The organism is Peptoclostridium acidaminophilum DSM 3953 (assembly GCF_000597865.1).
Taxonomy (GTDB): domain Bacteria; phylum Bacillota; class Clostridia; order Peptostreptococcales; family Peptostreptococcaceae; genus Peptoclostridium_A; species Peptoclostridium_A acidaminophilum.
In genome coordinates, this window is the sequence record NZ_CP007452.1 from 1,196,124 (window position 1) to 1,221,524 (window position 25,401).

The 25,401-nt window shown below is 45.6% G+C and carries 25 protein-coding genes and 2 other annotated features; of the genes, 23 read left to right on the top strand and 2 right to left on the bottom strand.

The genetic code is table 11. The annotated features are described in order from the left end of the window. Positions 1-18: 18 nt before the first annotated feature. The 8 genes from EAL2_RS06000 to EAL2_RS06040 all read left to right on the top strand — a co-directional run bounded on the left by EAL2_RS06000 (position 19) and on the right by EAL2_RS06040 (position 7,921). Positions 19-486, top strand: coding sequence for a divergent PAP2 family protein (locus tag EAL2_RS06000; RefSeq protein WP_025435495.1), 468 nt, complete (start codon positions 19-21; stop codon positions 484-486). Positions 487-1,204: 718 nt separating this feature from the next. Further along, positions 1,205-1,756: a hypothetical protein gene (locus EAL2_RS06010; protein WP_158408901.1), complete on the top strand. Its 552-nt coding sequence runs from the start codon at positions 1,205-1,207 to the stop codon at positions 1,754-1,756. 69 nt (positions 1,757-1,825) lie between these two features. Then, positions 1,826-3,706, top strand: a complete 1,881-nt coding sequence (gene dxs / locus EAL2_RS06015) for a 1-deoxy-D-xylulose-5-phosphate synthase (protein ID WP_051489101.1) — start codon at positions 1,826-1,828, stop codon at positions 3,704-3,706. Continuing rightward, positions 3,706-4,512, top strand: a complete 807-nt coding sequence (locus tag EAL2_RS06020) for a TlyA family RNA methyltransferase (protein ID WP_025435498.1) — start codon at positions 3,706-3,708, stop codon at positions 4,510-4,512. The genes dxs and EAL2_RS06020 overlap by 1 nt, the downstream gene beginning before the upstream one ends. Before the next feature lie 29 nt (positions 4,513-4,541). Further along, a complete protein-coding gene (locus tag EAL2_RS06025) occupies positions 4,542-4,988 on the top strand; it encodes an arginine repressor (protein ID WP_025435499.1) in 447 nt (148 codons plus the stop codon). A 24-nt stretch (positions 4,989-5,012) separates the two neighbouring features. Then, a complete protein-coding gene (gene recN / locus EAL2_RS06030; protein ID WP_025435500.1) occupies positions 5,013-6,722 on the top strand; it encodes a DNA repair protein RecN in 1,710 nt (569 codons plus the stop codon). Beyond that, positions 6,706-7,497, top strand: a complete 792-nt coding sequence (gene spo0A / locus EAL2_RS06035; RefSeq protein ID WP_038601860.1) for a sporulation transcription factor Spo0A — start codon at positions 6,706-6,708, stop codon at positions 7,495-7,497. The genes recN and spo0A overlap by 17 nt, the downstream gene beginning before the upstream one ends. 115 nt (positions 7,498-7,612) lie before the next feature. Continuing rightward, entirely contained in the window at positions 7,613-7,921 is a 309-nt protein-coding gene (locus EAL2_RS06040; RefSeq protein WP_025435501.1) for a hypothetical protein, read from the top strand. A gap of 59 nt (positions 7,922-7,980) precedes the next feature. Here the strand turns inward: EAL2_RS06040 and argJ are convergent, their stop codons facing one another. Both argJ and argC read right to left on the bottom strand, forming a co-directional pair. Continuing rightward, positions 7,981-9,195 carry a bifunctional glutamate N-acetyltransferase/amino-acid acetyltransferase ArgJ gene (gene argJ / locus EAL2_RS06045; RefSeq protein WP_025435502.1) on the bottom strand — a complete coding sequence of 405 codons (1,215 nt, stop codon included), beginning with the start codon at positions 9,193-9,195 and terminating at the stop codon, positions 7,981-7,983. Between the two features lie 20 nt (positions 9,196-9,215). Then, positions 9,216-10,253 carry an N-acetyl-gamma-glutamyl-phosphate reductase gene (gene argC, locus EAL2_RS06050; protein WP_025435503.1) on the bottom strand — a complete coding sequence of 346 codons (1,038 nt, stop codon included), beginning with the start codon at positions 10,251-10,253 and terminating at the stop codon, positions 9,216-9,218. A 153-nt stretch (positions 10,254-10,406) separates the two neighbouring features. Continuing rightward, positions 10,407-10,643: a binding site (T-box leader), on the bottom strand. 250 nt (positions 10,644-10,893) lie between these two features. Then, positions 10,894-11,119: a binding site (T-box leader), on the top strand. Positions 11,120-11,222: 103 nt separating this feature from the next. Between argC and argB the strand changes: the two genes are divergently transcribed. The 15 genes from argB to EAL2_RS06125 all read left to right on the top strand — a co-directional run bounded on the left by argB (position 11,223) and on the right by EAL2_RS06125 (position 25,394). Next, positions 11,223-12,101, top strand: coding sequence for an acetylglutamate kinase (argB, locus tag EAL2_RS06055; protein WP_025435504.1), 879 nt, complete (start codon positions 11,223-11,225; stop codon positions 12,099-12,101). Between the two features lie 2 nt (positions 12,102-12,103). After that, positions 12,104-13,096 (top strand): ornithine carbamoyltransferase, encoded by a 993-nt coding sequence (gene argF / locus EAL2_RS06060; protein WP_025435505.1) that lies wholly within the window; start codon positions 12,104-12,106, stop codon positions 13,094-13,096. Positions 13,097-13,128: 32 nt separating this feature from the next. Then, entirely contained in the window at positions 13,129-14,310 is a 1,182-nt protein-coding gene (locus tag EAL2_RS06065) for an aspartate aminotransferase family protein (RefSeq protein WP_025435506.1), read from the top strand. Positions 14,311-14,492: 182 nt separating this feature from the next. Further along, positions 14,493-15,617, top strand: coding sequence for a putative cytokinetic ring protein SteA (steA, locus tag EAL2_RS06070; RefSeq protein WP_025435507.1), 1,125 nt, complete (start codon positions 14,493-14,495; stop codon positions 15,615-15,617). 27 nt (positions 15,618-15,644) lie between these two features. Next, entirely contained in the window at positions 15,645-16,511 is an 867-nt protein-coding gene (locus EAL2_RS06075; protein ID WP_025435508.1) for a copper transporter, read from the top strand. A 13-nt stretch (positions 16,512-16,524) separates the two neighbouring features. Further along, on the top strand, positions 16,525-17,196 hold the full coding sequence (locus EAL2_RS06080) for a glycosyltransferase family 2 protein (RefSeq protein ID WP_025435509.1): 672 nt from the start codon (positions 16,525-16,527) through the stop codon (positions 17,194-17,196). Positions 17,197-17,214: 18 nt separating this feature from the next. Then, positions 17,215-18,018 carry a hypothetical protein gene (locus tag EAL2_RS06085; RefSeq protein WP_025435510.1) on the top strand — a complete coding sequence of 268 codons (804 nt, stop codon included), beginning with the start codon at positions 17,215-17,217 and terminating at the stop codon, positions 18,016-18,018. Between the two features lie 4 nt (positions 18,019-18,022). Then, positions 18,023-19,102, top strand: a complete 1,080-nt coding sequence (locus tag EAL2_RS06090) for a DUF3866 family protein (protein WP_322787224.1) — start codon at positions 18,023-18,025, stop codon at positions 19,100-19,102. Continuing rightward, entirely contained in the window at positions 19,102-19,635 is a 534-nt protein-coding gene (locus EAL2_RS06095; RefSeq protein ID WP_025435512.1) for an NUDIX hydrolase, read from the top strand. The genes EAL2_RS06090 and EAL2_RS06095 overlap by 1 nt, the downstream gene beginning before the upstream one ends. A 35-nt stretch (positions 19,636-19,670) precedes the next feature. Next, the gene (locus EAL2_RS06100) at positions 19,671-20,552 is read left to right on the top strand and encodes a tyrosine-type recombinase/integrase (protein WP_025435513.1); all 882 of its coding nucleotides are present in this window, start codon (positions 19,671-19,673) and stop codon (positions 20,550-20,552) included. Positions 20,553-20,614: 62 nt separating this feature from the next. Continuing rightward, on the top strand, positions 20,615-21,625 hold the full coding sequence (mltG, locus tag EAL2_RS06105; RefSeq protein ID WP_025435514.1) for an endolytic transglycosylase MltG: 1,011 nt from the start codon (positions 20,615-20,617) through the stop codon (positions 21,623-21,625). 43 nt (positions 21,626-21,668) lie between these two features. Then, positions 21,669-22,331, top strand: coding sequence for an O-methyltransferase (locus EAL2_RS06110; protein ID WP_025435515.1), 663 nt, complete (start codon positions 21,669-21,671; stop codon positions 22,329-22,331). 15 nt (positions 22,332-22,346) lie between these two features. Further along, positions 22,347-23,600, top strand: a complete 1,254-nt coding sequence (locus tag EAL2_RS06115) for a peptidase U32 family protein (RefSeq protein ID WP_025435516.1) — start codon at positions 22,347-22,349, stop codon at positions 23,598-23,600. 28 nt (positions 23,601-23,628) lie between these two features. Beyond that, entirely contained in the window at positions 23,629-24,327 is a 699-nt protein-coding gene (gene rnc, locus EAL2_RS06120; protein ID WP_025435517.1) for a ribonuclease III, read from the top strand. Then, complete coding sequence (locus tag EAL2_RS06125; protein WP_025435518.1) at positions 24,327-25,394, top strand: elongator complex protein 3; 1,068 nt, start codon at positions 24,327-24,329, stop codon at positions 25,392-25,394. Before rnc ends, EAL2_RS06125 begins: the two co-directional genes overlap by 1 nt. Positions 25,395-25,401: the final 7 nt, after the last annotated feature.

The following is a 25,401-nucleotide window of genomic DNA, read 5'->3' on the forward strand; positions in this document are numbered from 1 at the left end:
GATGGGGGGACTCATATAGTGTCTTTTTTCAGAGATATTGCCAACAACCAGGTTTTTATAATATCGGTCACGGCCTGGTTTGTTGCGCAGGTAATAAAAGTGCTGCTTACGTTACTTTTAGAAAATAAACTTGATGCTTCAAGGTTTGTGGGCTCAGGCGGAATGCCAAGTTCTCACTCATCGTTTGTAACGAGCCTCGCTACTGCCATAGGGATTGTCGAGGGTTATGATTCTGTGCTGTTTGCCATGGCTCTTGTCCTGGCACTTATAGTAATGTACGACGCTGCCAATGTTAGAAGAGCTGTTGGCAAACAGGCAAAGATACTCAATGCCTTGCTGGAGGATATCCATAAGATGTTTGAGGATATACACCAGCATAAAAAGATATATATCGAAAAAAGACTAAAGGAGCTCATTGGGCACACTCCTATTGAAGTTCTTTCGGGAGCACTGCTTGGAATAATAGTAGCAAATTTAATGATTTGAAAAAATTGCTAGGTTTTGGTATAATGACTTCTTAAGGGTGATACAGTATCCTAGTCAACCATCATAGTCTGGAAGGCGGGTCTAAAAATCCGTCGAAGGGCACATCGATGAAGTTCCTTGTTTTGGCTTCTGACGCCCAGTCGGGGGTCTTTTCTGGGAGTAAGGAGTAGGGGGCGATCTGCAATGGCATGCAGGCGTAGACCCTCGCTCCGCGGAGACCGGCCCACAAGGCCGGGGAAACCTGCTGAAGGTCTGAAAAGGCCGAAAGCAGTGTAGCCTGCCTTGAGTGGGGTGGGGAGATAGGCAGATCAGGTTCGTTCCCTCTGAGCTCGAGGAAACGAATCATTGCTGCTTGAAACCCATTCTGCAAAAGAGGCTAAGGGCTGTGATGATTGTTGAGGAAAACTCCTAGGCTGAAGCGCAGGCTGGGGATTGCAGTGCGGACTAAGTGGTGATCCAGTTTTGCATGTGGTGACAATGCTAAAGAGGTTTTAAAGGGAAACCGCTATCATGGCGACAGGTAGTAACCTTTTGGGAAATCCTACTGGACCTAAGCCGTAAGTTTTATCCAGCCGGCCATCACCCTTCTTAAATAAACAATAACAATCCTAGTATCCTACAAGTACTAGGATTAATTTTACCCAACAATAGGAAATTAAATATAGATGAAAATCATCAAAATATCGTATGGATTGATTTTGACGATTGAATTACAGAAATGAAGAAGGTGTTGTATTTGGGCAAAAGCCACAGCCTGTTAAGCAGTTTGAAATGGGCAATTTCAATAGGAATAGTCAGTTTTTTTATAGCTGTGTTCATGAGCGTGATATCGGAAACTATTTTGAGGCACGCAGGCATTGCTACAGCGTTCGGTGTGCTTTTAATAATAATATTAATAGGTGTTATATTCGACGCCATAGGCATAGCGGTTGCAGCGTCGACCGAGAGGTCATTCCACTCAATGGCGGCAAACCGTGTAAAGGGAGCAGCCACGGCAGTGAGGGTTGTCAGGAACGCAGGCGTTGTTTCAAGCGTATGCAACGATGTGATAGGCGACATATGCGGCATAATAAGCGGCGCGGCGAGTGCCATTATAATAGCTCAGATTGCTTTTACGTATGACATAAGGGATGCAACGATAATGAGCATTTCGCTGAGCGGGGTTGTTGCAGCCATTACAATTGGAGGAAAGGCCCTGGGCAAAGAGTTTGGCATAAAAAAAATCGGACCTGATAGTTTTCGAGTTTGCCAAGATACTCCATCTGATTGAAAATGTGCTTGGCGTGGAATTGCTGAAAATCAAGAAGAATGCAAGAAAGAAAAAGGGGTAGAAACCGCAATGTATAAGTATTTGAATAGCATACAGAGTCCTCTGGATATAAAGAAGATGAATCCGGAAGAGCTAAAAGAGCTTTCAGGAGATATAAGACGATTTCTAATTGAAAAGGTCTCGAAAACTGGCGGACATTTGGCTTCAAACCTGGGGATAGTAGAAATAACTCTGGCGCTGCACTACTGTTTCAACACACCGGATGACAAATTCGTCTGGGATGTTGGACACCAGTCGTATGTGCACAAGATGATAACAGGGCGAAAAGAAGACTTTGACTGCCTGAGGCAGTACGAGGGGCTCAGCGGATTCCCCAAAAGATGTGAAAGCGACCATGATGCATTCGACGTTGGTCACAGCAGCACTTCAATATCGGCGGCTCTAGGCATGGCAGTTGCCAGGGATCTGGACAAAAAAGAAAATTCTGTCGTGGCCATAATCGGGGATGGCGCACTTACCGGGGGAATGGCATTTGAGGCCCTAAACCATCTTGGACATGTGAAATCAGACATGATAGTAGTGCTGAATGACAATGCCATGTCAATTTCAAAAAACGTAGGCAGTATATCCAACTATCTGTACAAGATGAGAACCCACAAGATGTACAGCACCTTGAAGGGCGAAGTTCAGGGAATCATAAAGTCTATTCCAAAAATTGGAGGAAGCGTATACAAGACAGCGATCAGGGTCAGGGATGGTGTAAAATATTTTATGCTTCCAGGAATATTTTTCGAAGAAATGGGAATAAAGTATTTTGGACCAGTAGACGGACATGACATAGATGAACTCATAAGGATTTTTGAAAGCGTAAAATCAATAAAAGGACCTGTACTCATACATGCTATAACTAAAAAGGGAAAAGGCTATACACACGCAGAAAAGCATCCGGACAAATATCACGGAGTGGGCTGCTTTGACATAGAAAAGGGAGTGCAGCCATCTAGTGCCAGGACATACTCTGACGTGGCAGGCGAAAAGCTTTTAAAAATGGCATCTGAAGACAATCGTATAGTGGCAGTAACTGCCGCAATGCCGGACGGCACAGGAATGAGGAAATTCAAGGACGAGCTGCCAAGAAGGTTTTTTGATGTGGGAATAGCCGAAGGGCATGCGGTGACTTTTTGTGCGGGAATGGCATCTCAGGGATACAAACCGTTTTTTCCCGTATATTCGACTTTTTTGCAAAGAGGCTTCGACCAGATTATACATGACGTTGCAATGCAAAAGCTTCCAGTCACATTCCTGCTGGATAGGGCGGGAATAGTGGGTAATGACGGAGAAACCCATCACGGTGTATTCGACCTTAGCTATCTGGGGCTTATGCCAAACATTGTTGTTATGGCTCCAATGGATGGCACGGAGCTTGAACAGATGCTGGAATATTCCATGACGCTTGACATGCCGGTTGCCATAAGGTATCCAAGAGGAAATGCCGCGGCTTCAGAAATTAACAGAAGCGAGCTGTGTCTGGGCAGATGGGATGTAATAAAGCAGGGTGAAGAGATTGCCATGGTTGGAATAGGTAAAGGAGTAGAAATAGCACTTGAAGCATCGAAACTGCTTGAAATGGAAGGCGTGAAACCAGCTGTCATAAATGCAAGGTTTCAAAGCCATATGGACATTGAATTCATACGCTCCATAGCCGGAAATTACAAGCACATATTCACAATAGAGGACAATGTTCTAAGCGGGGGATTTGGCAGCAAGCTAAAATGCATGCTTTCAGATTCGATTCCTGAACTTAGGATAACAAATATAGCCCTGCCAGACAAATTCATAGAGCACGGAAATACGGAAATACTGCTGCAAAAATACGGCTTGGATGCGAGGAGCGTATCCGAGAGGATATCAGGCAGCCTGACCGGTTTTCAAGCGGGGAAGGAATCGTAATGAAGAAAAGGCTAGATGTATTGGTTTATGAAAAGGGACTTGTGGAGTCAAGGGAAAAGGCAAGAGCTACAATAATGGCCGGGATTGTATTTGTAGACAATCAGAAGGTCGAAAAGCCGGGAACACCCGTGGACGAAGCGGCGGCTATAGAGGTAAGGGGAAAGCTGATGCCTTATGTGAGCAGAGGCGGGCTTAAACTTGAAAAGGCTCTTAAAGCGTTTGATATAGATTTGAATGGAGCCATATGTATGGATGTAGGGGCTTCTACGGGCGGCTTCACAGACTGCATGCTGCAAAACGGCGCGCAGAAGGTTTACTCGGTTGACGTCGGATATGGGCAGCTCGCATGGAAGCTCAGAAGCGACGAACGGGTGGTGTGCATGGAAAGAACCAACATAAGGAATGTTACGCCCGAAGCCATAGGAGATAAGATAGATTTCATATCCATAGACGTATCGTTTATTTCGCTTAAGCTGGTGCTCCCTGTCGTCAGACAGCTGCTGGCCGACGATGGTCATATTGTGGCGCTTGTGAAGCCACAGTTTGAAGCTGGTCGTGAAAAAGTTGGCAAAAAAGGCGTGGTAAGGGACAGGAATGTTCACAGGGAAGTAGTGAGTGAAATATCAGGCTTTGCACAGAGGGAAGGTTTTGATGTTTTAGGAATAGACTACTCGCCTGTCAAAGGGCCTGAAGGAAATATTGAGTATCTGCTCTACATTAGGAAATTTGAAAGCCAAGCAATCAGGGATTTGGAAGACTTGGTAGATGAAATAGTCGAAAGGTCACACTCGGATTTAGACAGTTAATGTAACAGCCAAAAAAGGAGGATTCGGTTTTGAAGCTATCCAGACATTCTCAGATTTTAGAACTTATCAAGAACCGTGAAATTGAAACTCAGGACGAATTAGCACTTGAACTCAAGACGATAGGTATAAATGTTACCCAGGCAACAGTATCGAGGGATATAAAGGAGCTTAAGCTTGTAAAGGTTCTGAGCCCAAGCGGTAAGTACAAATATACTTATCTTGAAAAGGATGACAAGAAATCTTCTGACAGGCTAATTAGAATTGCAAAAGAGACTCTAATGTCCATGGATTTTTCAGAAAATATTATATGTCTAAGGACTGTAAAAGGAGCGGCCCCAATAGTTGCGCATGCCATTGACAGCCTGGAGCTGGGCGAGATAGTCGGAACTGTAGGCGGAGTGGATACTGTATTTGTGCTTGTAAGAGACAAAAAGGACATGGAACATATACTTGATAGATTTAAAAAGCTGCTATAGGCAGATTGAAAGAGGGATTTGCATATGATCCTAGAACTCTATGTTAAGAATTTCATACTTATTGATGAGACAAGGCTGAGATTTGAAAATGGCCTTAACATTTTAACGGGCGAAACAGGTTCTGGAAAATCAATAATTCTCAATGCTCTCCAGCTTTGCATGGGAGAGAAGTGGGACAAGGATTATATCAGGAGAGGCGAGAAAGGCTCTGTCGTCGAGGCGACATTCCATATTGAAGGCATGCAGCTTAGGGAAGAGTTTTCTGAAATGGGATTCGATTGCCTTGATGATGGGATTGTAATAATTACCCGAGAAATAATGGCTGATGGCAAAAGCATCAGCAGGATAAACGGCAGGAATGTGAAGGTAGGGTTGCTGCGCCAGATGTCGGGCATGATTATAGACATACATTCGCAGCATGAAAGCCAGGAGCTTTTCAACAAGGAGCGGTATGTAGGGTATCTGGACAGGTATGCAGGCAAGCAGCTCGCAGAGGTGCTGTATTCATACAAGCGGCTTTACAGTGAGTACAGGGATATAAAAGGGCAAATCAGCGAGCTGGCACAAGGCGCTAACGAGCTCCAGGCACAAAGGGATATGGATCTGCTGAGATTTCAGATAAAAGAAATAGAGGATGCCAGAATAGACAAAGAAGAGCTCGAGCAGATTGAAAAAGAGCTTGATATGGCAAGAAACATCGAAAACATACAAAAGAAGCTCACGGGCTGCTACTCGGCACTATATGCATCTGAGTACAACATTACAGACATGATTTCAGCCGTAATGCGCGATATGAGCGAAATATCGGACTATGACGCGAAGCTCGGGGGCTTTGCAGCGAGTATAGAAGATGTCTATTACAGGATAGGCGATTTGTCAAAGGATATCAGGCGCTACAGCGAGGGAATAAGCCTTGACGAGGAAAGACTCAGCGAGTTGGACTCGCGAATATCGGAGATAAATAATCTCAAGCGAAAATATGGCAATACTGCTGATGAGATAATCAATTATCTGGAAGAAATCAGGCAAAGGCTCAGTGAACTTGAAAACAGAGACGAGCTCTCAGAGCGTCTAAGGCTTGAGCTGACCTTAAAAACGGAGCAGCTTGAAGAACTTGCACTTGTGCTGAGCGGTCTAAGAAAGAAGGCGGCAGAGGACTTTGCTCATAAGTTGCGTATGGAGTATGAGTCGCTCAACAGCAGCTATATTGATTTTGCGATAGAATTTTCAAGAAAAGAGCTGCTTTCTGAAACCGGCAGGGATGATGTGGCATTCATGGTATCGTTTAACCAGGGAGAAAAGCGCATGCCAGTTTACAAGGTGGCTTCGGGCGGTGAAATTTCGAGGTTCATGCTGACGCTAAAGAACATAACGACACAATTCGAGCCTGTAGAAACTCTTGTATTCGACGAAATTGACACGGGAATAAGCGGAATTGCAGCTCAGGTTGTCGGCAACAAGCTAAAGGATATCTCCAGGATCAAGCAGGTTATATGCATAACACACCTGCCTCAGATAGCCGTCAACTCTGATGCTCACTTTAGCATTGAGAAGGTAGCAATAGGCGATGCAGTAGTGACACGCATAGAAAAGCTGTCGCTGGATGGCAAGATAAACGAAATAGCCAGACTTATAGGCGGAATGAACATAACGAAGACGACGCTGCAAAATGCCAAAGAAATTCTGGGGGTAGCCTTGGATTCACAGGAGGCTGAAAATGGGGATAATAAATAGCAGAGTAAGAATTGCAATAGCGGATGACAACAAAGAGTTTTGCCAGATATTGATTGACTATCTGTCAAAGCAGGAGGAAATTGAAATAATTGGTGTCGCAAATGACGGCATGGAGGCGGTTGAGCTGGTCATGCAAAAAAAACCCGACCTGCTCCTGCTTGACATAATAATGCCGCATCTCGACGGATTTGGAGTAATCAAAAAGCTAAAGGGTAGCCGCGAGGATTATGAGCCAAAGATAGTCGTAATATCAACCGTAGGGCAAGAAAGCATAGCTCAAAAAGCTTTGCAGCTCGGAGCCGAATATTATATGATAAAGCCTTTTCACTCGGACATGCTCTGCGAAAGAATACTGCAAATTGCAAACGATGAATTGAAGCCTCAGAGGCAATATCTTCAGCATGAGTGCCTGAGCGCTTTGGAAGAAAATTGCGCAGGCAGCATAGAAGGCGAAATTGCAGGCATACTTCATGACATGGGAATACCTCCTCACATCAAGGGATATTTATACCTGAGCGAAGCGATAAGACTAGTCGTATACAAGGTAGGGCTCCTGGGCGGCATAACAAAGGAGCTTTATCCCAAGGTAGCCATTACATACAGCACGACACCCAGCAGGGTCGAGCGTGCAATAAGACATGCAATAGAAGTTTCATGGAACAAGAGGGATTCGGAGACTGTAGAGCTGTTCTTTGGAGCCCGGGCACATATTCAAAGAAGCAAGCCTACAAACTCTGAGTTTATAGCCACGGTTGCAGAGAAGCTTAGGCGGTAAAGGCATATACAAATAAAAATAATTTAAATTGATAAATCCCCTGTATAAAGTGCCCTTAAAGTGGGTAGAAATGTAGTAGAAGCTATTTAATCACTTAAACAGGGGGGTTACGACCATGACATTCGTTAATAATCCAGCTATAGGACAAAGTCACTTCAAGGAAGAACATAAACTTCAAAAAGAAACATCAAAGAAAAAATATGAAGAGGAAAAAAAGGAGATTGAAAAAGAGCTCCATGAAAATAAGATAGAAGTTGAAAAGCTTCTAAATGATGATTTTGAATATTGCGACGAGAAAAATGAGTATGGCAATTATATTGTAAGATTCAAAAAAAGCGGCGAAGACAGCTACAGGGAGCTCAAATTTGAATTTGAAGAGAATTACATGCACCTAAAGCATATGTGGAAAACTGAAGAAGAGTAAACGAAAAAAATCCTGCCGTAAGGCAGGATTTTTTATGTGGTTAGTTGCTGGAGTGTTTGTTAGCTTTTGTACATCGCATTTACCTTCACGTAGTCATAGCTAAGGTCGCAACCCCAGGCCGTGGCTGAATATTCTCCCGCTTTGAGGTCCACAGTTATGTTGACATACTGGCCCTGGAGTATTTTTTGAGCGTCATCCTCGCTAAATCCAACCTCCATGCCGTTCTCGGCTATCTTTATCTCGCCCGACTCGTTCTTGAAGTAGATGTCAACTATGTCAGGATTGAAATCGGCGCCTGAATAGCCTATGGAGCACATTATCCTTCCCCAGTTTGTATTGTTGCCGAAGAACGCAGCCTTAACCAGATTCGATGATATTACAGACCTTGCGCAAAGCCTTGCAGTTTCAAGCGATGGAGCATTTATAATCGATGTTTCAAGCAGCTTTGTAGCGCCTTCGCCATCGGAGGCTATCATCTTTGCAAGCTCAGTATTCACATAGTCAAGAGCTTTTTTGAACTCGTAATAATCGCTTGATTCTGAAGAGATTGTCTCATTGCCTGCCAGGCCGTTTGCAAGGACGAATGCGGTGTCGTTAGTGCTTGTATCACCGTCTACTGAAATCATGTTGTAGGAATCGTCAACGCTGTCCTTTAGCGCCTTAGAAAGCATCTGCTTGCTTATGCTCACGTCGGTAGCTATGAAGGAGAGCATTGTGCCCATGTTTGGATGAATCATGCCAGAGCCCTTTGCCATGGCGCCTATAGTTACCTTCTTGCCACCTACGCTGACACTTACGGCGATTTCTTTCTGGAAAGAATCTGTAGTCATTATAGACTGGGCGGCATCGCTTCCGCCTTCCTCTGAAATGGCCTCGCAGGCAGCTTCAATGCCGGCAAGCACAGTATCCATAGGCAGCTGAATGCCTATTATCCCAGTGGAGGCTACGAGTACATTTTTGGCGTTTATACCAAGGCAGCTTGCTGTTTTTTCCGCCATTGCCTTGGCGTTGGCCATGCCTTGCTCGCCAGTGCACGCATTTGCATTTCCGCTGTTTACGATTATAGCCTGAGCAGTTTCGTTTTTTATATTTTCCATGTCAAAAAGCACCGGGGCTGCCTTGACAACGTTGGATGTGAATGTCGCGGCAGAAACCGCAGGAACGCTGCTATATATTACGCTCATGTCCTTTTTGCTTTTTTTTATGCCGCTCGCTATTCCTGAGGCTTTGAATCCGGGTACGGCAGTTACACCTTTGCTAGTTAATATTTCCATTGTTTCATCTCCTTTCAAGACTATGGGAATGTTGGGGCGAAATTTATGCCCGTTTTTTCATCGATTCCAAAAATTATATTCATGTTCTGAACAGCCTGGCTGGCTGCGCCTTTCATAAGATTGTCAATAGCTGATACGACAACTATCCTGCCAGTCCTTTTGTCTACTGAAAAACCGATATGGCAGAAATTCGAGGATTTGACCCATCTTGTTTCAGGCACACCGTCTATTACCTTTACAAAAAATTCGTCCTTGTAAAAATCCTTGTAGAGTTTCATTATGTCTGATTTTTCATGGCTGCCGTTAAGTGTTGCATAGCATGTAGAGAGTATGCCCCTGTTCATTGGAATCAGGTGCGGAGTAAAGCTGATTACTATATTCTCTCCGCCAAGCTTTGAGAGCTCCTGCTCGATCTCGGGAGTGTGTCTGTGGCTTCCGAGCTTGTAGGCTTTTATGGACTCATTTACTTCTGTGTAGATATTGGATATGTCAGCAGACCTGCCGGCTCCTGAAACCCCGGATTTTGAATCTGCTATTATGCTGCTCTTGTCGATTAGGCCGTTTTTAAGAAGAGGCGCCAGGGCAAGTATGACTGAAGTCGGGTAGCAGCCAGGATTTGCAATGATTCTGGCGTTTTTTATTGAATCCCTGTGCAGCTCCGGCAGGCCGTACACTGCTTTTTCAAGCAGAAAGGGGTAGCTGTGTTCAAGCTCATACCATTCACTGTAGGTGTCCTTGCTGCCGATTCTGTAGTCTGCGCTCAGATCTATGACCTTTATGCCCTTGTCGTATGCTGCCTTAACCGCATCCATGGACTTGCCGTGCGGAAGCGAGCAGAACAAGACATCTATGTCGCCGAGCATTTCAAATGCGGTCTTTGTGGAAACGCATGTGTAATCAGCAACGCCATAATAGTTTTTGTATATGCTTGAAAAAGCTTCGTCTTCATAGCTGTTTGTAGACAAGAAGCTTATTTCAACCTCCGGATGGTTCAGAAGCAGCCATGCAAGCTGCTGTCCCGCGTAACCTGTAGCGCCCATAATTCCTGCTTTTATCATTCCAAACATCCTTTCGATATTATAGTATTTTTTAAAAGCCAAAACCATCAAAACAATGTTAAATTAAGCGTGTTCCATGGTATTAAAATACCCTGATTTGGTTTTAGTAAATCAGACTGCGAGTATAAAAAAAGCCCTCGTCTCTTGTATAAACAAAGAGACGAAAGCTGTTTCGCGGTACCACTCTTTTTAAAATGGCAATATTGCTGCCATTTTATCTCGAACGCTTTAACGGGCTGGCCGGGTTTTTCTACTCACGCATACCGCTGGCATGCCTTTGGAAAAACCTCTTCATGGATACGTTTCGGCAAAGCTATGTGCCGGGCTCCCACCGCCGCCGGCTCGCTGTACAACAATCACAGTACCTACTCTTCCAATCACAAGATTTAAAATTATAAAGTTTTATTAGTATTGAATGATAAGGCAAATTTGCATATAAGTCAATATTAAAAATAAATTTTTATAAACATGCTTATTTTGACTGTTGTTGGGAATAGATATCACTAGAGAGCCTATACAAGAAATTGTTTTCGCTGATTGAAAAATATAATTATTTTAGTTGACACGATATTTTCTGTAATATATAATTGGCTTAAATTGAATGAAATATGCAAGAGCTTCAGCGGAAAATTCAACATCATCAAATTCAGTGACGGGGAAAGTAGGTTGTGACAAGGCTTAAAGCGAGCCGGAGAAGGTGAGAGTCCGGCAGTACATCATTTCTGAAACGTACCCCTGAGAAGATTCCTTGAAATCATATAGAGAGTATGGGAATTCGGCAATGGCCGTTATTTTATTATGAGTGGGTCCGGCTGCATAGCGGCGGGCCAAAAAGAGTGGTAACACGGAAGGCTTTCGTCTCTTATTTTTTACGATAAGACGCGCAGGTCTTTTTTTATTACAGCAAATGCAGCAACAGCAAATAAAAAAATCAAGTTTCAAAAAATTCTGGAGTCTGGGGGTGGTGTTATGGATTTTTCTGGGGGCAAGGTTAAGGTACTTACCGAGGCGCTGCCATATATCAAGAAGTTCCAAGACAAAATATTCGTCATAAAATACGGCGGCAGCATAATGAGCAACGAGGAGGCAAAGGACGCATTCATAAAGGATGTGGCACTCCTTAAGCTTGTTGGCATAAACATCGTGCTTGTTCACGGAGGAGGCCCTGACATATCGGGCATGCTTAAAAAACTCAACATTCAGACCGAATTTGTCAAGGGTCTACGGGTTACAGATCAACAGACTGTTGAAGTGGTAGAAATGGTGCTCTCAGGCAAGGTCAACAAGGAGCTGGCGTCCAAACTTTCAAGCCACGGCATAAAGGCAGTAGGCATAAGCGGAAGGGACAGCAACATTGTCACAGCCAAAAAGAAATACCTTGAGGACGGCGACGAACTTATTGACATTGGCTTTGTGGGCGAGGTTACAGGCATAAACAAGGAGTTGCTAATTGACCTCATCAAGGCGGATTATCTGCCGGTGATATCGCCTGTAGGCTGCGATGAGACAGGGCAGATATACAATGTAAATGCGGATTATGTCGCGGGGGCCATAAGCTCTGTGCTGCAGGCCGAAAAGCTCATACTCCTTACGGATGTAAAGGGACTTTACAAGGATATACAGGACGAGTCGAGCTTTATATCGGAAATTTCAATACCGCGAATTGTAGAATACATCAAAAGCGGCGTGATAAAGGGCGGCATGATTCCAAAGATGGAGTGCTGCATGCAAAGCATAGAGGAGGGAACAAAGAACATTCACCTTGTCAACGGGAATGTCGAGCACAGTCTCTTGCTTGAGATATTTACAAAAGCCGGAATAGGAACAATGGTAAAAGGGGAGGAATAAGCATGCAAAGTCTAAAAGGCAGAAGTTTTTTAAAATTAAAGGATTTTTCAAGTGAAGAAATAGGATACATGCTTGAGCTTTCAAAAAAGCTAAAGCAAAAGAAAAAATCAGGGGAAAAGGGCAGTCTGCTAGCAGGCAAAAATATAGTGCTTCTTTTTGAGAAAACATCAACAAGGACAAGATGTGCATTCGAGGTTGCAGCCTATGACGAGGGTGCAAATGTGACATTTCTATCCAACTCACAGTTTGGCAAGAAGGAGTCAATCGAGGATTCGGCAAAGGTGCTGGGAAGATTTTATGATGGCATACAGTTCAGAGGCTTTGAGCAGGAGACTGTAAAGATGCTTGCAGACTATTCGGGTGTGCCTGTGTGGAACGGCCTTACTGACCTGGCGCATCCAACGCAGACGCTTGCAGATTTTCTGACTATAATGGAGCATGTGGACAAGCCGCTTTCGCAGGTCAAGCTAGTATACGTAGGTGATGCCAGAAACAACGTGTGCAACTCTCTGATGGTTGGCAGCGCAAAGATGGGCATGAATTTTGTTGCGCTAGCTCCAAAGGAGCTGTGGCCTTCGCCGCAGCTGCTTGAAGACATGAAGCCTGTATGCGAAGAAACCGGAGCAAGCATAAGCGTTACAGAAAGCATGGACGACATACAAGGTGCAGACGCCGTATATACAGATGTTTGGGTTTCAATGGGAGAAGAGGACATGTTCGAAGAGAGGATAAAGCAGCTCCTTCCATACCAGGTGGACATGAACATGATGAAAAAAATAGGCACTGAAAACGCGATATTCCTTCACTGCCTGCCTGCGTACCACGACCTGCATACTGAAGTAGGCTTGGATGTGTTTGAGAAATTCGGGCTCAAGGAGATGGAAGTTACAGACGAGGTGTTCAGAGCTCCCATGTCCAAGGTTTTTGACCAGGCCGAGAACAGGCTGCACACGATAAAGGCTGTAATGGTCGCCACACTGTCGGAAGGTAAATAAAGGCTGAATAAGAGTTTACGAGGTGATATATAATGGGAAAGACTAAATTCATGAGCACATACTGCAGGTTCGATCTGACGTTTGAAACAGGCAAGGGTGCCAAGCTTTACGATTCGAACGGCAAGGAATATATAGACTTTGTTCAAGGAGTGGCAGTAAACTGCCTTGGGCACTCGCATCCTGCATTAGTCGAGGCAATAAAAACTCAGAGCGAGAAGCTAATACACATATCAAACCTCTATTGGAGCCAGAATCAGATGGATCTTGCAAAGAGGCTGTGCGAGCTGAGCGACCACGATCAGGTTTTCTTTTCAAACAGCGGAGCCGAGGCGGTTGAAACCGCCCTCAAGCTTGCCAAAAAATACGGCAGGATTTCAGGCGGTGAATCAAAGCACAAGATTCTCTACATGAGCGATTCATTCCACGGCAGGACGATAGGTGCCCTGTCGGTGACGGGAAGTTCCGACAACAAGTACCAGAAGGATTTCATGCCTCTTATGCCAGGCACACTCAGCGTAAACTTCAATGACATTGAAGACTTAAGGGCCAAGTTTGACAAGGACGTTTGCGCCGTCATAGTCGAACCTGTTCAGGGAGAAGGCGGACTTGTTCCTGCAAATGCAGAGTTCCTGAGCGCAATAAGAAGCCTGTGCGATGAAAATGACGCAGTCCTCATATTCGACGAGGTGCAGTGCGGCATGGGAAGAATGGGTACTATATTTGCATACCAGAGCTTCGGTGTGATTCCCGACGTTATATGCATGGCAAAGGGCCTTGGCGGAGGATTCCCCATAGGCGCAACGCTTGCCGTTAAAAAAGTCGGCGACGCGTTTAGCTACGGAGACCACGGCTGCACATTCGGCGGCAACCCCCTTGCATGCGCTGTTGCGCTTGCAGTGCTCAAGGAGCTGTCTGAAGGCAAAGTGGCTGAGATCGTAAATGAAAAGAGCGCGTATTTATACGGAAAGCTTCAGGAGCTTGCGAAAAAGCACAGCGCTATTGTTGAATTAAGGGGCAAGGGGCTTCTTGCAGGGATGCAGCTTTCCTGCGATACTTCGCAGTTTGTAAACGGGGCGATAGACAATGGGCTTTTGCTTGCCAAAGCCGGAGGAAACGTAATAAGGCTTATGCCTCCTCTTAATGTTGAAAACAAGGATATAGACGATGCAATTGAAATAATCGGGAAAGTGCTCTCGGAGATGGAAAACGAATAGGAATTGAAAGAGAAAACCGCATGCATGGCATGCGGTTTTTGCTGTTATTATTGTAAACTTATGCTATAATTAGTCTTGTTTATAATCTGTTTTAATTATGTCAAGTTGGATTTGTGTACATAATCCAAAGCTGAAGCATTTATCAACCACAACAATATAATAGAAACGAAGGAGTATGCGTTATGAAGATGAAAGCTCCCATAAGAATTGACAGGAAGACAAAAAACCTGGCAAAGCGGATAAGCCCGGGAGAAATTGCAGTAATCAACCACAGGGATATTGACGAGGTGGCCGCAAATTCGCTCGTTGAAAAGAAGATAAAGGCCGTGATAAATGCCGACTTGTCAATAAGCGGCAAATATCCAAACAAGGGGCCCGAGATTCTCAGCGAAAAGGGCATAACAATAGTAGACAATGTCGGCGTCCATATTTTCGAGGCGCTAAAAGAAGAAGACACAATAGAAATAGACGATGACGGAAGCGTGTACAAGGAAGGCGAGCTAATATGCCAGGGAGAGATTCTTGACGAGGCGAGGATAAAGGAGCTGCTGGAGATAGCATACGGCAACCTTTCGCAGGAGCTTGAAAACTTCATTGACAACACCATAGAATATGCAAAAAAAGAAAAGGGCTTCATACTCGGCGACATAGGAATGCCCAGGACATCTGTAGACATGGAGGGAAGGCATGCGCTTGTCGTGGTGAGGGGCCAAAACTACAAGGACGACCTTAGCGCCATACTCTCATATATAGAAGAGGTAAAGCCGGTGCTCATAGGAGTTGACGGAGGTGCCGACGCACTGTTGGAGTTCGGGTACAAGCCGGACATAATAGTGGGCGACATGGACAGCGTCAGCGACAAGAGCCTGCAAAGCAGCAAGGAGATAATTGTCCATGCGTATCCCGACGGACGCGCGCCCGGTCTCAAAAGGGTCGAAGACATAGGCCTTAAGCCGATAGTGTTCCCGGCAATAGGAACAAGCGAGGACATAGCCATGCTGCTTGCATATGAGAACGGCGCGGAGCTTATTGTTGCGCTTGGCACGCATTCCAATATAATCGACTTTCTGGAAAAGGGGCGAAAAGGAATGTCAAGCACATTCCTTGTGCGCATGAAGATAGGCTCCAAGCTCATAGACGCAAAGGGAGTAAGCCTGCTCTACAGGAGCCAGCTCAAGATCAAGTATATCTGGGGGCTTATAATAGCCGCGCTTTTTCCTGTGTTCATTGTGGCGTACCTTTCGCCGCCCATACAGCAGGTGCTTAGGATAATGGAGCTCAAAATGAAATATTTGATAGACCTGTAGAAAAAGAACTGAAAAGGGGAGAAAGCTATGCTTATAAACATGAAATACTATATAACAACAATAGGAGCTATTTTCATAGCCCTTGGTATAGGAATACTAATAGGATTCAATCTCGACGGAGACATAATGATAAGCGAGCAGCAGCTTGAGATGGTCAACAAGCTCGAGGAGAAGATATCAGAGGTAAAGGCTCAAAATGATACGCTCACAGGAACAATAGCGAGCATGGAAAAGCAGAGGGAAGACATAGACAAGTATATTGAATACAGCAGCGGCAATGTTATAAAGGACAGGCTGGCAGGTAAAAACATAGCGGTTATTCAGACTACAGAGGATTATTTTTATCCCAATACAGTAGCATTTTTGCAGAAGGCTGGAGGCAGCGTGCCTTTCGAGCTGCTGCTAAAGGACAGCCTTATGAAGAGCCTGGATTTGCAGGCATTTAATCAGGAGTTTGGAACTACATTCAAGACGAGTGCTGACATAGTGAACCACCTTTGCAAGACAATTTTCGAAGAAAAGAATATGGTGTTTGCCAACGCGCTCTCTCAAAAGGGATATGTTCAGATAAATGCCGGAAGCATGGACCTGAAAAATATTGATGCAGTAGTGATGGAATCAGGCGGAACCAAGGAAGACAAGGAAAAGATGCAGCTCTTTGACGGAACTGTAATCGAGTATCTTAAAGGCAAAAATGTCAGCGTGGTGGGCGTAGAAAGAACCGACGTGGAGTTTTCACACGTGCCTTTTTTCAAGGAGTCAAAAATATCCAGCGTTGACAATGTAAACAAGATACTGGGGGAAATTTCTCTTGTTATGGCTCTAGACGGCAAGAGCGGCCATTTCGGAGAGAAGGAAACGGCGGAGGCTATACTTCCGCAAGAGCTTAACTAGGCGAGGTGAAAAGATGCGAATAAGCGTACTTATACCTGCATACAACGAGCAGGACAGGATAGGAGCAACACTAGAGGGGGTTTTAGGCCTCAAATCCATAGATGAGATTGTTGTAGTAGATGACGGCTCGGCAGATCGCACATACGAGATAGCATCCTCATATGAGGGCGTGAGCGCATACAGGCTCGAGCAAAACAGCGGCAAGGGCTATGCTGTGAACTTCGGCCTCACGAAGATAAAGGATGCCGACGTAATAGTGTTTCTTGACGCCGATGTGGGCGCTACATCGGGCGAGGTCCAAAAGTTAATAGAGCCCATTATAAATGGAGAATGCGACGTAACCATAGCGGCGTTTCCTCCGGCTGCAAAAAAAGGCGGCTTCGGACTAGTAAAAAGGCTTGCCAGGTCGGGCGTTAAATTATTCACCGGCGCAGAGCTGAGCGCAACGCTTTCCGGACAAAGGGCGTTCAAGAAAGAGGTGCTCGATATATTCGACGCAATCCCTTCAGGCTATGGAGTCGAGGTTGGAATGACAATAGACATACTAAGAAAAGGCTTCAAAGTAAAGGAAGTGCCTGTATACATGACGCACAACGAAACAGGCAGGGACATAAGCGGTTTCAAACACAGAGGAAAACAGTTCTATCATATTTCAGTTATTCTTTTAAAGAAGTTTTTCAAGTAAATTTCAGGAGGAACAGCTTTGACAATCATTATAATTTCATTTGTACTTGGATTTATTTCGACTAAAATATTCATTGGATTCTTCAAGGGCATGCTGACGCAAGCAGGAATAGTAAGGCAAAACTACATGGGCATAATGATTCCGGTAGGAATGGGGCTTGTATTCCTGCCCTACATCATTATGAACGCATGCATAGCCGACTACTTCCATGATGAAAAGGTTGTGCCCTACTATATACTCGGAGTAATAGCAATGAGCCTGGCGGGCGTTGTGGATGACCTTGTGGGCGATCGGAGCTCGAGCGGCTTCAAGGGACATTTCAAAGCTCTCTTTAAAGGCACTCTTACAACAGGTGCGTTCAAGGCACTCTTTGGCGGAGCAGTGGCATTTTTGATATCGCTCTCGTTTACAAAGGAGATATTCGAAATAATACTCAACACCCTCCTTATAGCCTTGGCAACCAACTTCTTCAACCTCCTTGACCTGAGGCCGGGAAGGGCTCTCAAGATCTATACTGTCAGCTGCATTCCAGTGCTCATATTCTCATCCGAGGTTTCAAGGCTCCTGCTCGGCGGCATGCTCTCTTCGGCGCTGGCCTACTTCTGGGACGACATAAAGGCCAGGACTATGATGGGCGATTCGGGCTCTAATGTGCTTGGGGCGTCAATAGGCATAATAGCCGCATACGAGTTTGGCATATGGACGAAAATTGCCATATTGGCAGCGCTTATACTGGTGCACGCCGTTTCGGAAAAATATTCCATAACAAAGATAATCGAAAGCAACAGACTGCTCAACTATATAGACAAGCTTGGGAGGTAATTATATGGATATGCTCAGCAAAAAGCTCGCCATAGTAAAATCAATAACAGGCGAATATGATGACATGCAGGAGCTGACAGTTCTCGTAGCAGACAGGGATGAGAAGGCCATTTCATATATCCCGCTTACAGGAAGGGCAAAGCCAGGGCAAAGCGTGCTGCTTAACACGACGGCTGTGGAACTCAGCCTCGGAACAGGCGGCTTTCACTTTGTAATAGCAAATCTGGACGAGCCTGAATCGAGCATGTCTCCAGGCGGTCATATAATGAAACTAAGATATACGCCATACCAGATCAAATGTTTTGCAGTAGAGGAGCAGGGCAGCAAGTATCACGAGCAGATTAACGCTTTCGAGTCGCTCGAGAAGCTGCCTGTGGCAGTCGGAACATTGCACAGCCAGCTCGTGCCATTTGCCTGCACGGCAAAAAAGCTCATGCCGGGCAAAAGCATAGCCTACATAATGACGGACGGTGCGGCGCTTCCCATGTATCTTAGCAAGAATGTCAAGGAGCTAAAGAACAAGGGACTAATAGACCATACAATTACGTGCGGCAACGCCTTCGGGGGCGACTTTGAGTCTGTCAATGTATACAGCGCCATGATATTTGCAAAGCAGGTGCTAAGGGCCGACATAATTTTCGTTTGCATGGGGCCTGGAATTGCCGGTACCGGAACGAAATATGGTTTTACCGGGATAGAGCAGGCATATATACTCGATGCAGCCGTTAAGCTAGGAGGTACTTCAATAGCAGTTCCGCGAGTAAGCTTTGCCGACAAGAGGGAAAGGCACAGGGGCATATCACACCACACGGTTACAGTGCTCCGCGACGCAGTGTGCAGCAGAGTTGTTGTTCCGATAAACATACAGGATGAAGAAAAACTTGCAACTCTTGAAAAGCAGCTCGAGGGCAGCGGTCTTTCAAGGCTGCACGAAATATATCGCGTAAAAGGCGATTCGACAAAGGCTGCGATGGATGAATTCGGAATGAAGGCGAGGAGCATGGGCAGGGGCTTTGATGAGGATGAGGAGTTCTTCAAATCAGCTTCGGGTGCAGCGAGCTACATAGCGGAGGTACTTTTATAATGGTAATAAAAGAAGAGACTATGAACAGTGAAATCATATATAATGGAAAAATAGTTAACTTGAGGATAGATACCGTGGAGCTGCCGCAGCAAAAGTATTCAAAGCGTGAGATTGTGGAGCATCCGGGAGGAGTAGCTGTAATAGCCATCACTGATGATGGCGAAGTAATAATGGTAAGGCAGTACAGGAAGGCTGTGGAGGATGCGGTGCTGGAGATACCGGCGGGGAAGCTTGATCCGGGCGAAGACCCGAGGGAGTGTGCCGCAAGGGAGCTCAAGGAAGAGACGGGTTATGAGGCTGATACGCTCGAGCATCTTGTTGATTTTTACTCATCTCCGGGCTTTACGAATGAAAAAATACACATATACCTGGCAAGAGGGCTAAGGGATGGCCTGGCGCAGCCCGATGAAAATGAATATATCGACATAGAGCTCTACAGCATGCAGTCGCTTTTGGACATGGCTTCCAAAAACATGATAAAGGATGCCAAAAGCCTGGTGGCATTGCTGTATGCTAGCAATTTCAAGGGATAACAGTCCCCTCAGTGTGTTTGTTAGGAGATGTATGAATGGAAAAATTATTGTCAGATTATAAAGAATATATACAAAATGAAAAGGGCCTTTCAAGGAGCACAGTCTTTTCATATGAAAACGACCTGAAGAAATACTTTGAATATCTGAGCTCTTGCAAGCTGGATATACTCGATGTAAGCGAAAGCGACCTGGAGGATTTCGTGGCACATATAAAAACATTTGATATTTCGCAGGCTACAGTCTCAAGGATTGTGTCATCCGTAAAGTCGATGCATGAATATCTCTACGACGCGAAACTTTCCTGCAAGAATCCCGCCAAAAAGATTAAAAAGCCCAAAATCGAAAGAGAGCAGACTACTGATATTCTTATGGAAGAGGAGATTGTCAAGATGCTATCCATGCCTGACAGCGCAGGCTGTACCGGCATGAGGGACAAGGCGATACTTGAGATAATCTACGGAACCGGCATGAAGGTGTCGGAAATCGTATCGCTGAATGTAGAGGATGTAGACGTACAGATGGAGTATATAAACTGCGATGGCACAAGGAGCAAGCGAGCTGTTCCGCTGGGACTGTCGGCGCTTGAAAGCGTCAAAGCCTACATTGAAAAATCAAGGACGTCGCTTATAAAGCCGTGCTCGGGCAGCGCTTTGTTTCTCAACCTCAAGGGAGACAGGCTTACAAGACAGGGACTTTGGAAGATTATCAAGGGATATGCAAAGGAAGCCGGCATACAAAAAAATGTAACGCCGTCAGTCCTGCGCAATTCATTTGCGGTGCACATGCTCAGCAACGGAGCGGACATAAGGATTGTCAGCCAGTTGCTTGGAAATTCAAACATTTCATGCCTGCAGCCTTATGTGCAGTCCAAGAAGAATGCCAGAATAGAGCTCAAAAGCAAGCACCCCAGAGGATAAAAGCATTATTGTAAACTGGCTTTATAAAAAGTATAATATACTAAAAAACAAGAGGTCCGCCTATGAAAAAGATATTTGTTGTTTTGGCTTTAACAATAGCCGCATCCGTTGTTTCGGCCGCTCTGGCTTTCAACGCCTTGACCGGTCCATACGACAAAGGCAGCACGGAATATGAGATTGTCGACATTCCCAAAGGCTCCTATATAGGAAAGGCTGCCGGCATACTCCATGAGAACAGGCTCATAAGGAACGAGCTGCTTTTCAGGGTTGTAGCAAAGCTTGAAGGTGACCCCGGCATAAAGGCCGGCAGGTACAAGATATTCAGATCGTATTCGAACAGCGAGATACTGAGATTGCTTGAAGAAGGCAAGGTATATAATGACAGCATTGCTGTCACAATACCCGAGGGCTTTGAAGGCTACAAGATTGCCGAGCGCCTGGAAAAGCTGGGGCTGGCAAGCAAGGCCAGATTCATGGAGCTTATTGAAAATCCCAAGGAGTTCGAATCAAGAATACCTTTTATAAGAGGAGAGAACCTGAGCAGTCTTGAAGGGTATCTTTTCCCGGATACTTATTTTTTTAAAAAAGGCACCTCCGAGGAAGACATGATAGTGGAGATGCTCAAGCGATTTGAGGATGTATACGGCCAGAGCTATCAAAAAAGACAGCTCGATATGGGCAAGTCACTCAATGAGATTATAACAATGGCTTCCATAATCGAAAGGGAGGCCAAAAAGGATTCGGAAAGGGACCTCGTTTCAGCCGTGTTTTACAACAGGCTGAAAATCGGGCAGAGGCTCCAGTCATGCGCCACGGTTCAGTATATTCTCATGGAGAGAAAGCAGAATCTGACGGATGCAGACATACAGATCGAGTCGCCCTACAACACATATAAGTATGAAGGGCTTCCCCCCGGGCCAATAGCCTCGCCGGGCAAAAAATCCATAGAGGCCGCACTGTATCCGGCAAATGTGGACTACTTGTATTTTGTTGCAAAAAAGGACGGAAGCCATACTTTTTCAAGGACATACGAGGAGCATTTGAAAGCAAAAGCAAAAAACTTTGCGGAATAGGTGGGTGAGAATCCATCTATTTCTTTATGGAAGGATGATACACTTGAGCAATATTGTAAACGAAGCAGTTGAAAGCTATGTAAGAGGATCATTAAAAAAGAGCGTGGGCTTGATGCTTGACATGGAAGCATACGCAGATGAGCACAGCGTGCCCATAGTGCAAAAGGAAGTGGCGCAGCTTATCAATGTAATACTGAGGCTGCAAAGACCGAGGCGCATTCTCGAGGTGGGGACGGCCATAGGCTACTCGGCCATACTTATGGCCACGGCGTCCGGAGAAGGCTGCAGTGTCACCACTATAGAGCGCAATCCAGGCATGGCCGAGCAGGCTAGGGAAAACATAGAAAAAGCGGGTCTTCAGGGCAGCATAAGGGTAATCGAGGAGGATGCAACGGATGCCCTCAAAATGGTGGACGGCGAATACGACCTCATATTCATGGATGCGGCCAAGGGTCAGTACATGCAGTTTTACGACATGGCGATAGACAGGCTCAAAACAGGCGGGCTTTTGATATCCGATAACATACTCTACAAGGGCATGGTGGCATCAGACGAGTTTGCGGTCAGAAGAAAAAAGACAATAATAAAGAGGATGCGCAGCTACATCGACTATATATGTAGCGCGGATTACATTGAAACCAGCGTGATTCCAATAGGTGATGGAGTGGCGCTCAGCTACAAGCTAAAAGACAGAAATGCAAAATAATCAGAGGTGAAAATAATGGATAGAGAACAAATAGAAATACTGGCTCCAGCGGGTGATCTTGAAAAGCTAAAGCTGGCAATAACATACGGGGCGGATGCCGTATATCTTGGCGGTGAAAGATTCGGCCTCCGTGCAGCGGCAAAGAATTTCTCGATAGAGCAGATAAAGGAAGGCGCAGACTTTGCACACAGCAAAGGCAAGCGGCTGTATGTAACTGTCAACTTGATACCACACAACGAGGATTTTGAAGGACTTGAGGAGTATCTTAAGGAGCTTCAGCAATCAGGCGTAGACGCCCTTATAGCTTCAGATCCGGGAGTCATAATGAAGATAAAGGAAGCTGTACCAGGCATGGAGATACACCTTAGCACTCAGGCCAACAACACAAACTATATGAGCGCGCGTTTTTGGCACTCCCAGGGCATAAAGCGCGTAGTGGTTGCCAGAGAGCTTTCGGTGGGCGAAATAGGAGAAATTAGAGCCAACATTCCAGATGACATGGAGATAGAGGCCTTCGTTCACGGCGCCATGTGCATATCGTATTCGGGCAGATGTCTGATAAGCAACTACATGACAGGCAAGGACGCCAACAAGGGAGAGTGCAAGCACCCCTGCAGATGGAAGTACTCGCTTATGGAGGAGACCAGGCCGGGCGAATACTACCCGATATACGAAGATGAAAGAGGAACTTTCTTTTTCAATTCCAAGGACCTGTGCCTCATCGAGCACATACCGGAGCTTGTGCAGGCAGGCATAAAGAGCTTCAAGATAGAAGGCAGGATGAAGTCTGCATATTATGTGGCTACAATAGTAAGAGCTTACAGGATGGCCATAGATGAATACCTGAAAAATCCGCAGGGCTGGAAGTTCAAGCAGGAGTGGCTCGAGGAACTTGAAAAGGTTAGCCACAGAGGCTTTACAAAGGGCTTTTACTTCAACAAGCCCGGACATGAAGAGCACCACTACGGTTCAAGCTCATACGTTAGAAATTACGATTTCATAGGGCTTGTGCAAAGTCGTGACGATGAAAATGGCGAGATAATTGTTCAGCAAAGGAACAGATTCTTCTTAGGGGACGAAATAGAGATAATAGGTCCGGGAGGAGTACAGCATCTGGCCAGGATAACAGGAATGCGCGATGAAGCCGGCAACGGGATTGAGGTTGCGCCAAGGCCAAAGGAGACAATAAGGGTGAAACTCGACATCGAGCTTGATGGCATTGGGGAGAATTTCATCTTGAGAAAAAAGGCCGAGCAGGCAAATTGCTAGATTTATAGAGAATACAAGGGGAGAATGGATGAGCGTGAAATCAGATATTTTGGATAGATTTGAAAAAGCTATAGGATATGAATTCAGCAACAAGCTCTTGCTCTCTGAAGCGCTTGTGCACAGCTCATATGCAAATGAAAACAGGCACAGGGGCATGGTCTGCAACGAGAGGCTGGAGTTTCTGGGCGACTCCGTACTGGGCATAGTCGTAAGCGATTATCTTTTTAAAAACACGGAGCTGCCCGAGGGCGAGCTCACCAAGAAAAGGGCTGGCATAGTCTGTGAAAAATCGCTAAGTGATGCCGGCAAGAAAATAGGGCTTGGAGGATATCTCTTCCTGGGCAAAGGCGAAGAGGCCACTGGCGGCAGGGACAGAGCGTCAATAATCGCGGACGCATTTGAAGCTGTTATAGGAGCCATATATCTCGACAGCGGTATTTATGAAGCTTCACTCTTCATATTAGGGCTGCTGGAGGAGACTATAAAGGGCTCCATAGAAGGCAACATATTCAGGGATCACAAGACTGAGCTGCAGGAGATACTTCAGGGGATAGGAAGCGGCGAAAAGATAAAGTATGAGCTTGTAAGCGAATCCGGACCTGACCACAACAAAAAATTCATGATGGAAGTAAAGTTCGGAGATAAGAGCCTCGGAGCCGGAGAGGGCAAGACCAAAAAGGAAGCCGAGCAGGAGGCAGCAAAAGTTGCAATAGAGAGGTTTGAGTAATGAAGAGGAAGATAATACCCATATTTGTGCCGCACATAGGCTGTCCGCACGACTGCATTTTCTGCAATCAAAAAAAGATAACGGGTGCGGGAACTGATGTTACGGCCGAGTCGGCAGAAGCCATAATAAAGGAACATCTGGGCACAATAGATGCCAAAAACTGCATAGTCGAGATTGCATTTTTCGGGGGGAGCTTCACTGCAATAGAAGAGAGCTTCCAAAGAAGCCTGCTTTCCGTTGCAAGCAAATATAAGCAATCCGGCGTAGTAAGAGACATAAGGCTTTCTACGAGGCCGGATGCGATAGATGAATCAAGGCTTGCCCTGCTGAAGGAATATGGCGTGACGACAATAGAGCTCGGGGTGCAATCGCTGGATGGCGAGGTGCTCAGCAGGAGTTTGCGCGGCCATACGGGCGAGGATGTGCATGCTGCAGCAGCGCTCATAAAGGATTGGGGTTTTACGCTGGGACTCCAGCTTATGGTGGGGCTTCCGGGCGACAGCCCCGAAAAATGCCTGGAGACGGCAAGAGAATTCATAGATATAGGTCCGGAGTTTGCCAGGATATATCCAACTCTTGTAGTGAAGGATACTGCGCTTGAGCGGCTCCATGCAGAAGGCGCGTATAAGGCTCTTGAAATCGAGGAAACCATAGAAATCTGCAAGAAACTGCTCGTGCTGCTCACAAGCGCAGGAATAAAGGTAATAAGAATAGGACTCCAGCCGACAGAGGAGATATCCATGGGCAACCAGGTGGTTGCAGGTCCTTTGCATCCGTCGCTGCGCGAACGCGTTGAAAGCAGGATATTCAGAGACTACATCGAGGCGGCTTTGCTTTCAAAGGAGAAGGCTGCGTGTCTCAGGGTCTATGGCTCCAAAAGGAATATGTCAAAGCTCGTAGGCAACAAAAGGGAGAACATCTCATATCTTAGGGGTCTCAGTCCGGCTAGCGTAGAGATGAAGGAAGCACAAATGCCGGATGATGCCATAGCCATCGAAATTGACGGCAAAAAAAGGATTGTTGATATTTCACAGGTATATCTCGAGCTAGGCAGGATATACTTTTAGGAGGCGA

Coding starts and splice junctions, on each gene's coding strand:
- steA (WP_025435507.1), top strand. CDS start 14,493: ATGAAGATGAAAGCTCCCATAAGAATTGACAGGAAGACAAAAAACCTG.
- EAL2_RS06065 (WP_025435506.1), top strand. CDS start 13,129: ATGGGAAAGACTAAATTCATGAGCACATACTGCAGGTTCGATCTGACG.
- spo0A (WP_038601860.1), top strand. CDS start 6,706: ATGGGGATAATAAATAGCAGAGTAAGAATTGCAATAGCGGATGACAAC.
- EAL2_RS06080 (WP_025435509.1), top strand. CDS start 16,525: ATGCGAATAAGCGTACTTATACCTGCATACAACGAGCAGGACAGGATA.
- EAL2_RS06040 (WP_025435501.1), top strand. CDS start 7,613: ATGACATTCGTTAATAATCCAGCTATAGGACAAAGTCACTTCAAGGAA.
- EAL2_RS06115 (WP_025435516.1), top strand. CDS start 22,347: ATGGATAGAGAACAAATAGAAATACTGGCTCCAGCGGGTGATCTTGAA.
- EAL2_RS06100 (WP_025435513.1), top strand. CDS start 19,671: ATGGAAAAATTATTGTCAGATTATAAAGAATATATACAAAATGAAAAG.
- EAL2_RS06090 (WP_322787224.1), top strand. CDS start 18,023: ATGGATATGCTCAGCAAAAAGCTCGCCATAGTAAAATCAATAACAGGC.
- argC (WP_025435503.1), bottom strand. CDS start 10,253: ATGATAAAAGCAGGAATTATGGGCGCTACAGGTTACGCGGGACAGCAG.
- EAL2_RS06125 (WP_025435518.1), top strand. CDS start 24,327: ATGAAGAGGAAGATAATACCCATATTTGTGCCGCACATAGGCTGTCCG.
- dxs (WP_051489101.1), top strand. CDS start 1,826: ATGTATAAGTATTTGAATAGCATACAGAGTCCTCTGGATATAAAGAAG.
- rnc (WP_025435517.1), top strand. CDS start 23,629: ATGAGCGTGAAATCAGATATTTTGGATAGATTTGAAAAAGCTATAGGA.
- EAL2_RS06075 (WP_025435508.1), top strand. CDS start 15,645: ATGCTTATAAACATGAAATACTATATAACAACAATAGGAGCTATTTTC.
- mltG (WP_025435514.1), top strand. CDS start 20,615: ATGAAAAAGATATTTGTTGTTTTGGCTTTAACAATAGCCGCATCCGTT.
- argJ (WP_025435502.1), bottom strand. CDS start 9,195: ATGGAAATATTAACTAGCAAAGGTGTAACTGCCGTACCCGGATTCAAA.
- EAL2_RS06010 (WP_158408901.1), top strand. CDS start 1,205: ATGAAGAAGGTGTTGTATTTGGGCAAAAGCCACAGCCTGTTAAGCAGT.
- argB (WP_025435504.1), top strand. CDS start 11,223: ATGGATTTTTCTGGGGGCAAGGTTAAGGTACTTACCGAGGCGCTGCCA.
- argF (WP_025435505.1), top strand. CDS start 12,104: ATGCAAAGTCTAAAAGGCAGAAGTTTTTTAAAATTAAAGGATTTTTCA.
- recN (WP_025435500.1), top strand. CDS start 5,013: ATGATCCTAGAACTCTATGTTAAGAATTTCATACTTATTGATGAGACA.
- EAL2_RS06095 (WP_025435512.1), top strand. CDS start 19,102: ATGGTAATAAAAGAAGAGACTATGAACAGTGAAATCATATATAATGGA.
- EAL2_RS06020 (WP_025435498.1), top strand. CDS start 3,706: ATGAAGAAAAGGCTAGATGTATTGGTTTATGAAAAGGGACTTGTGGAG.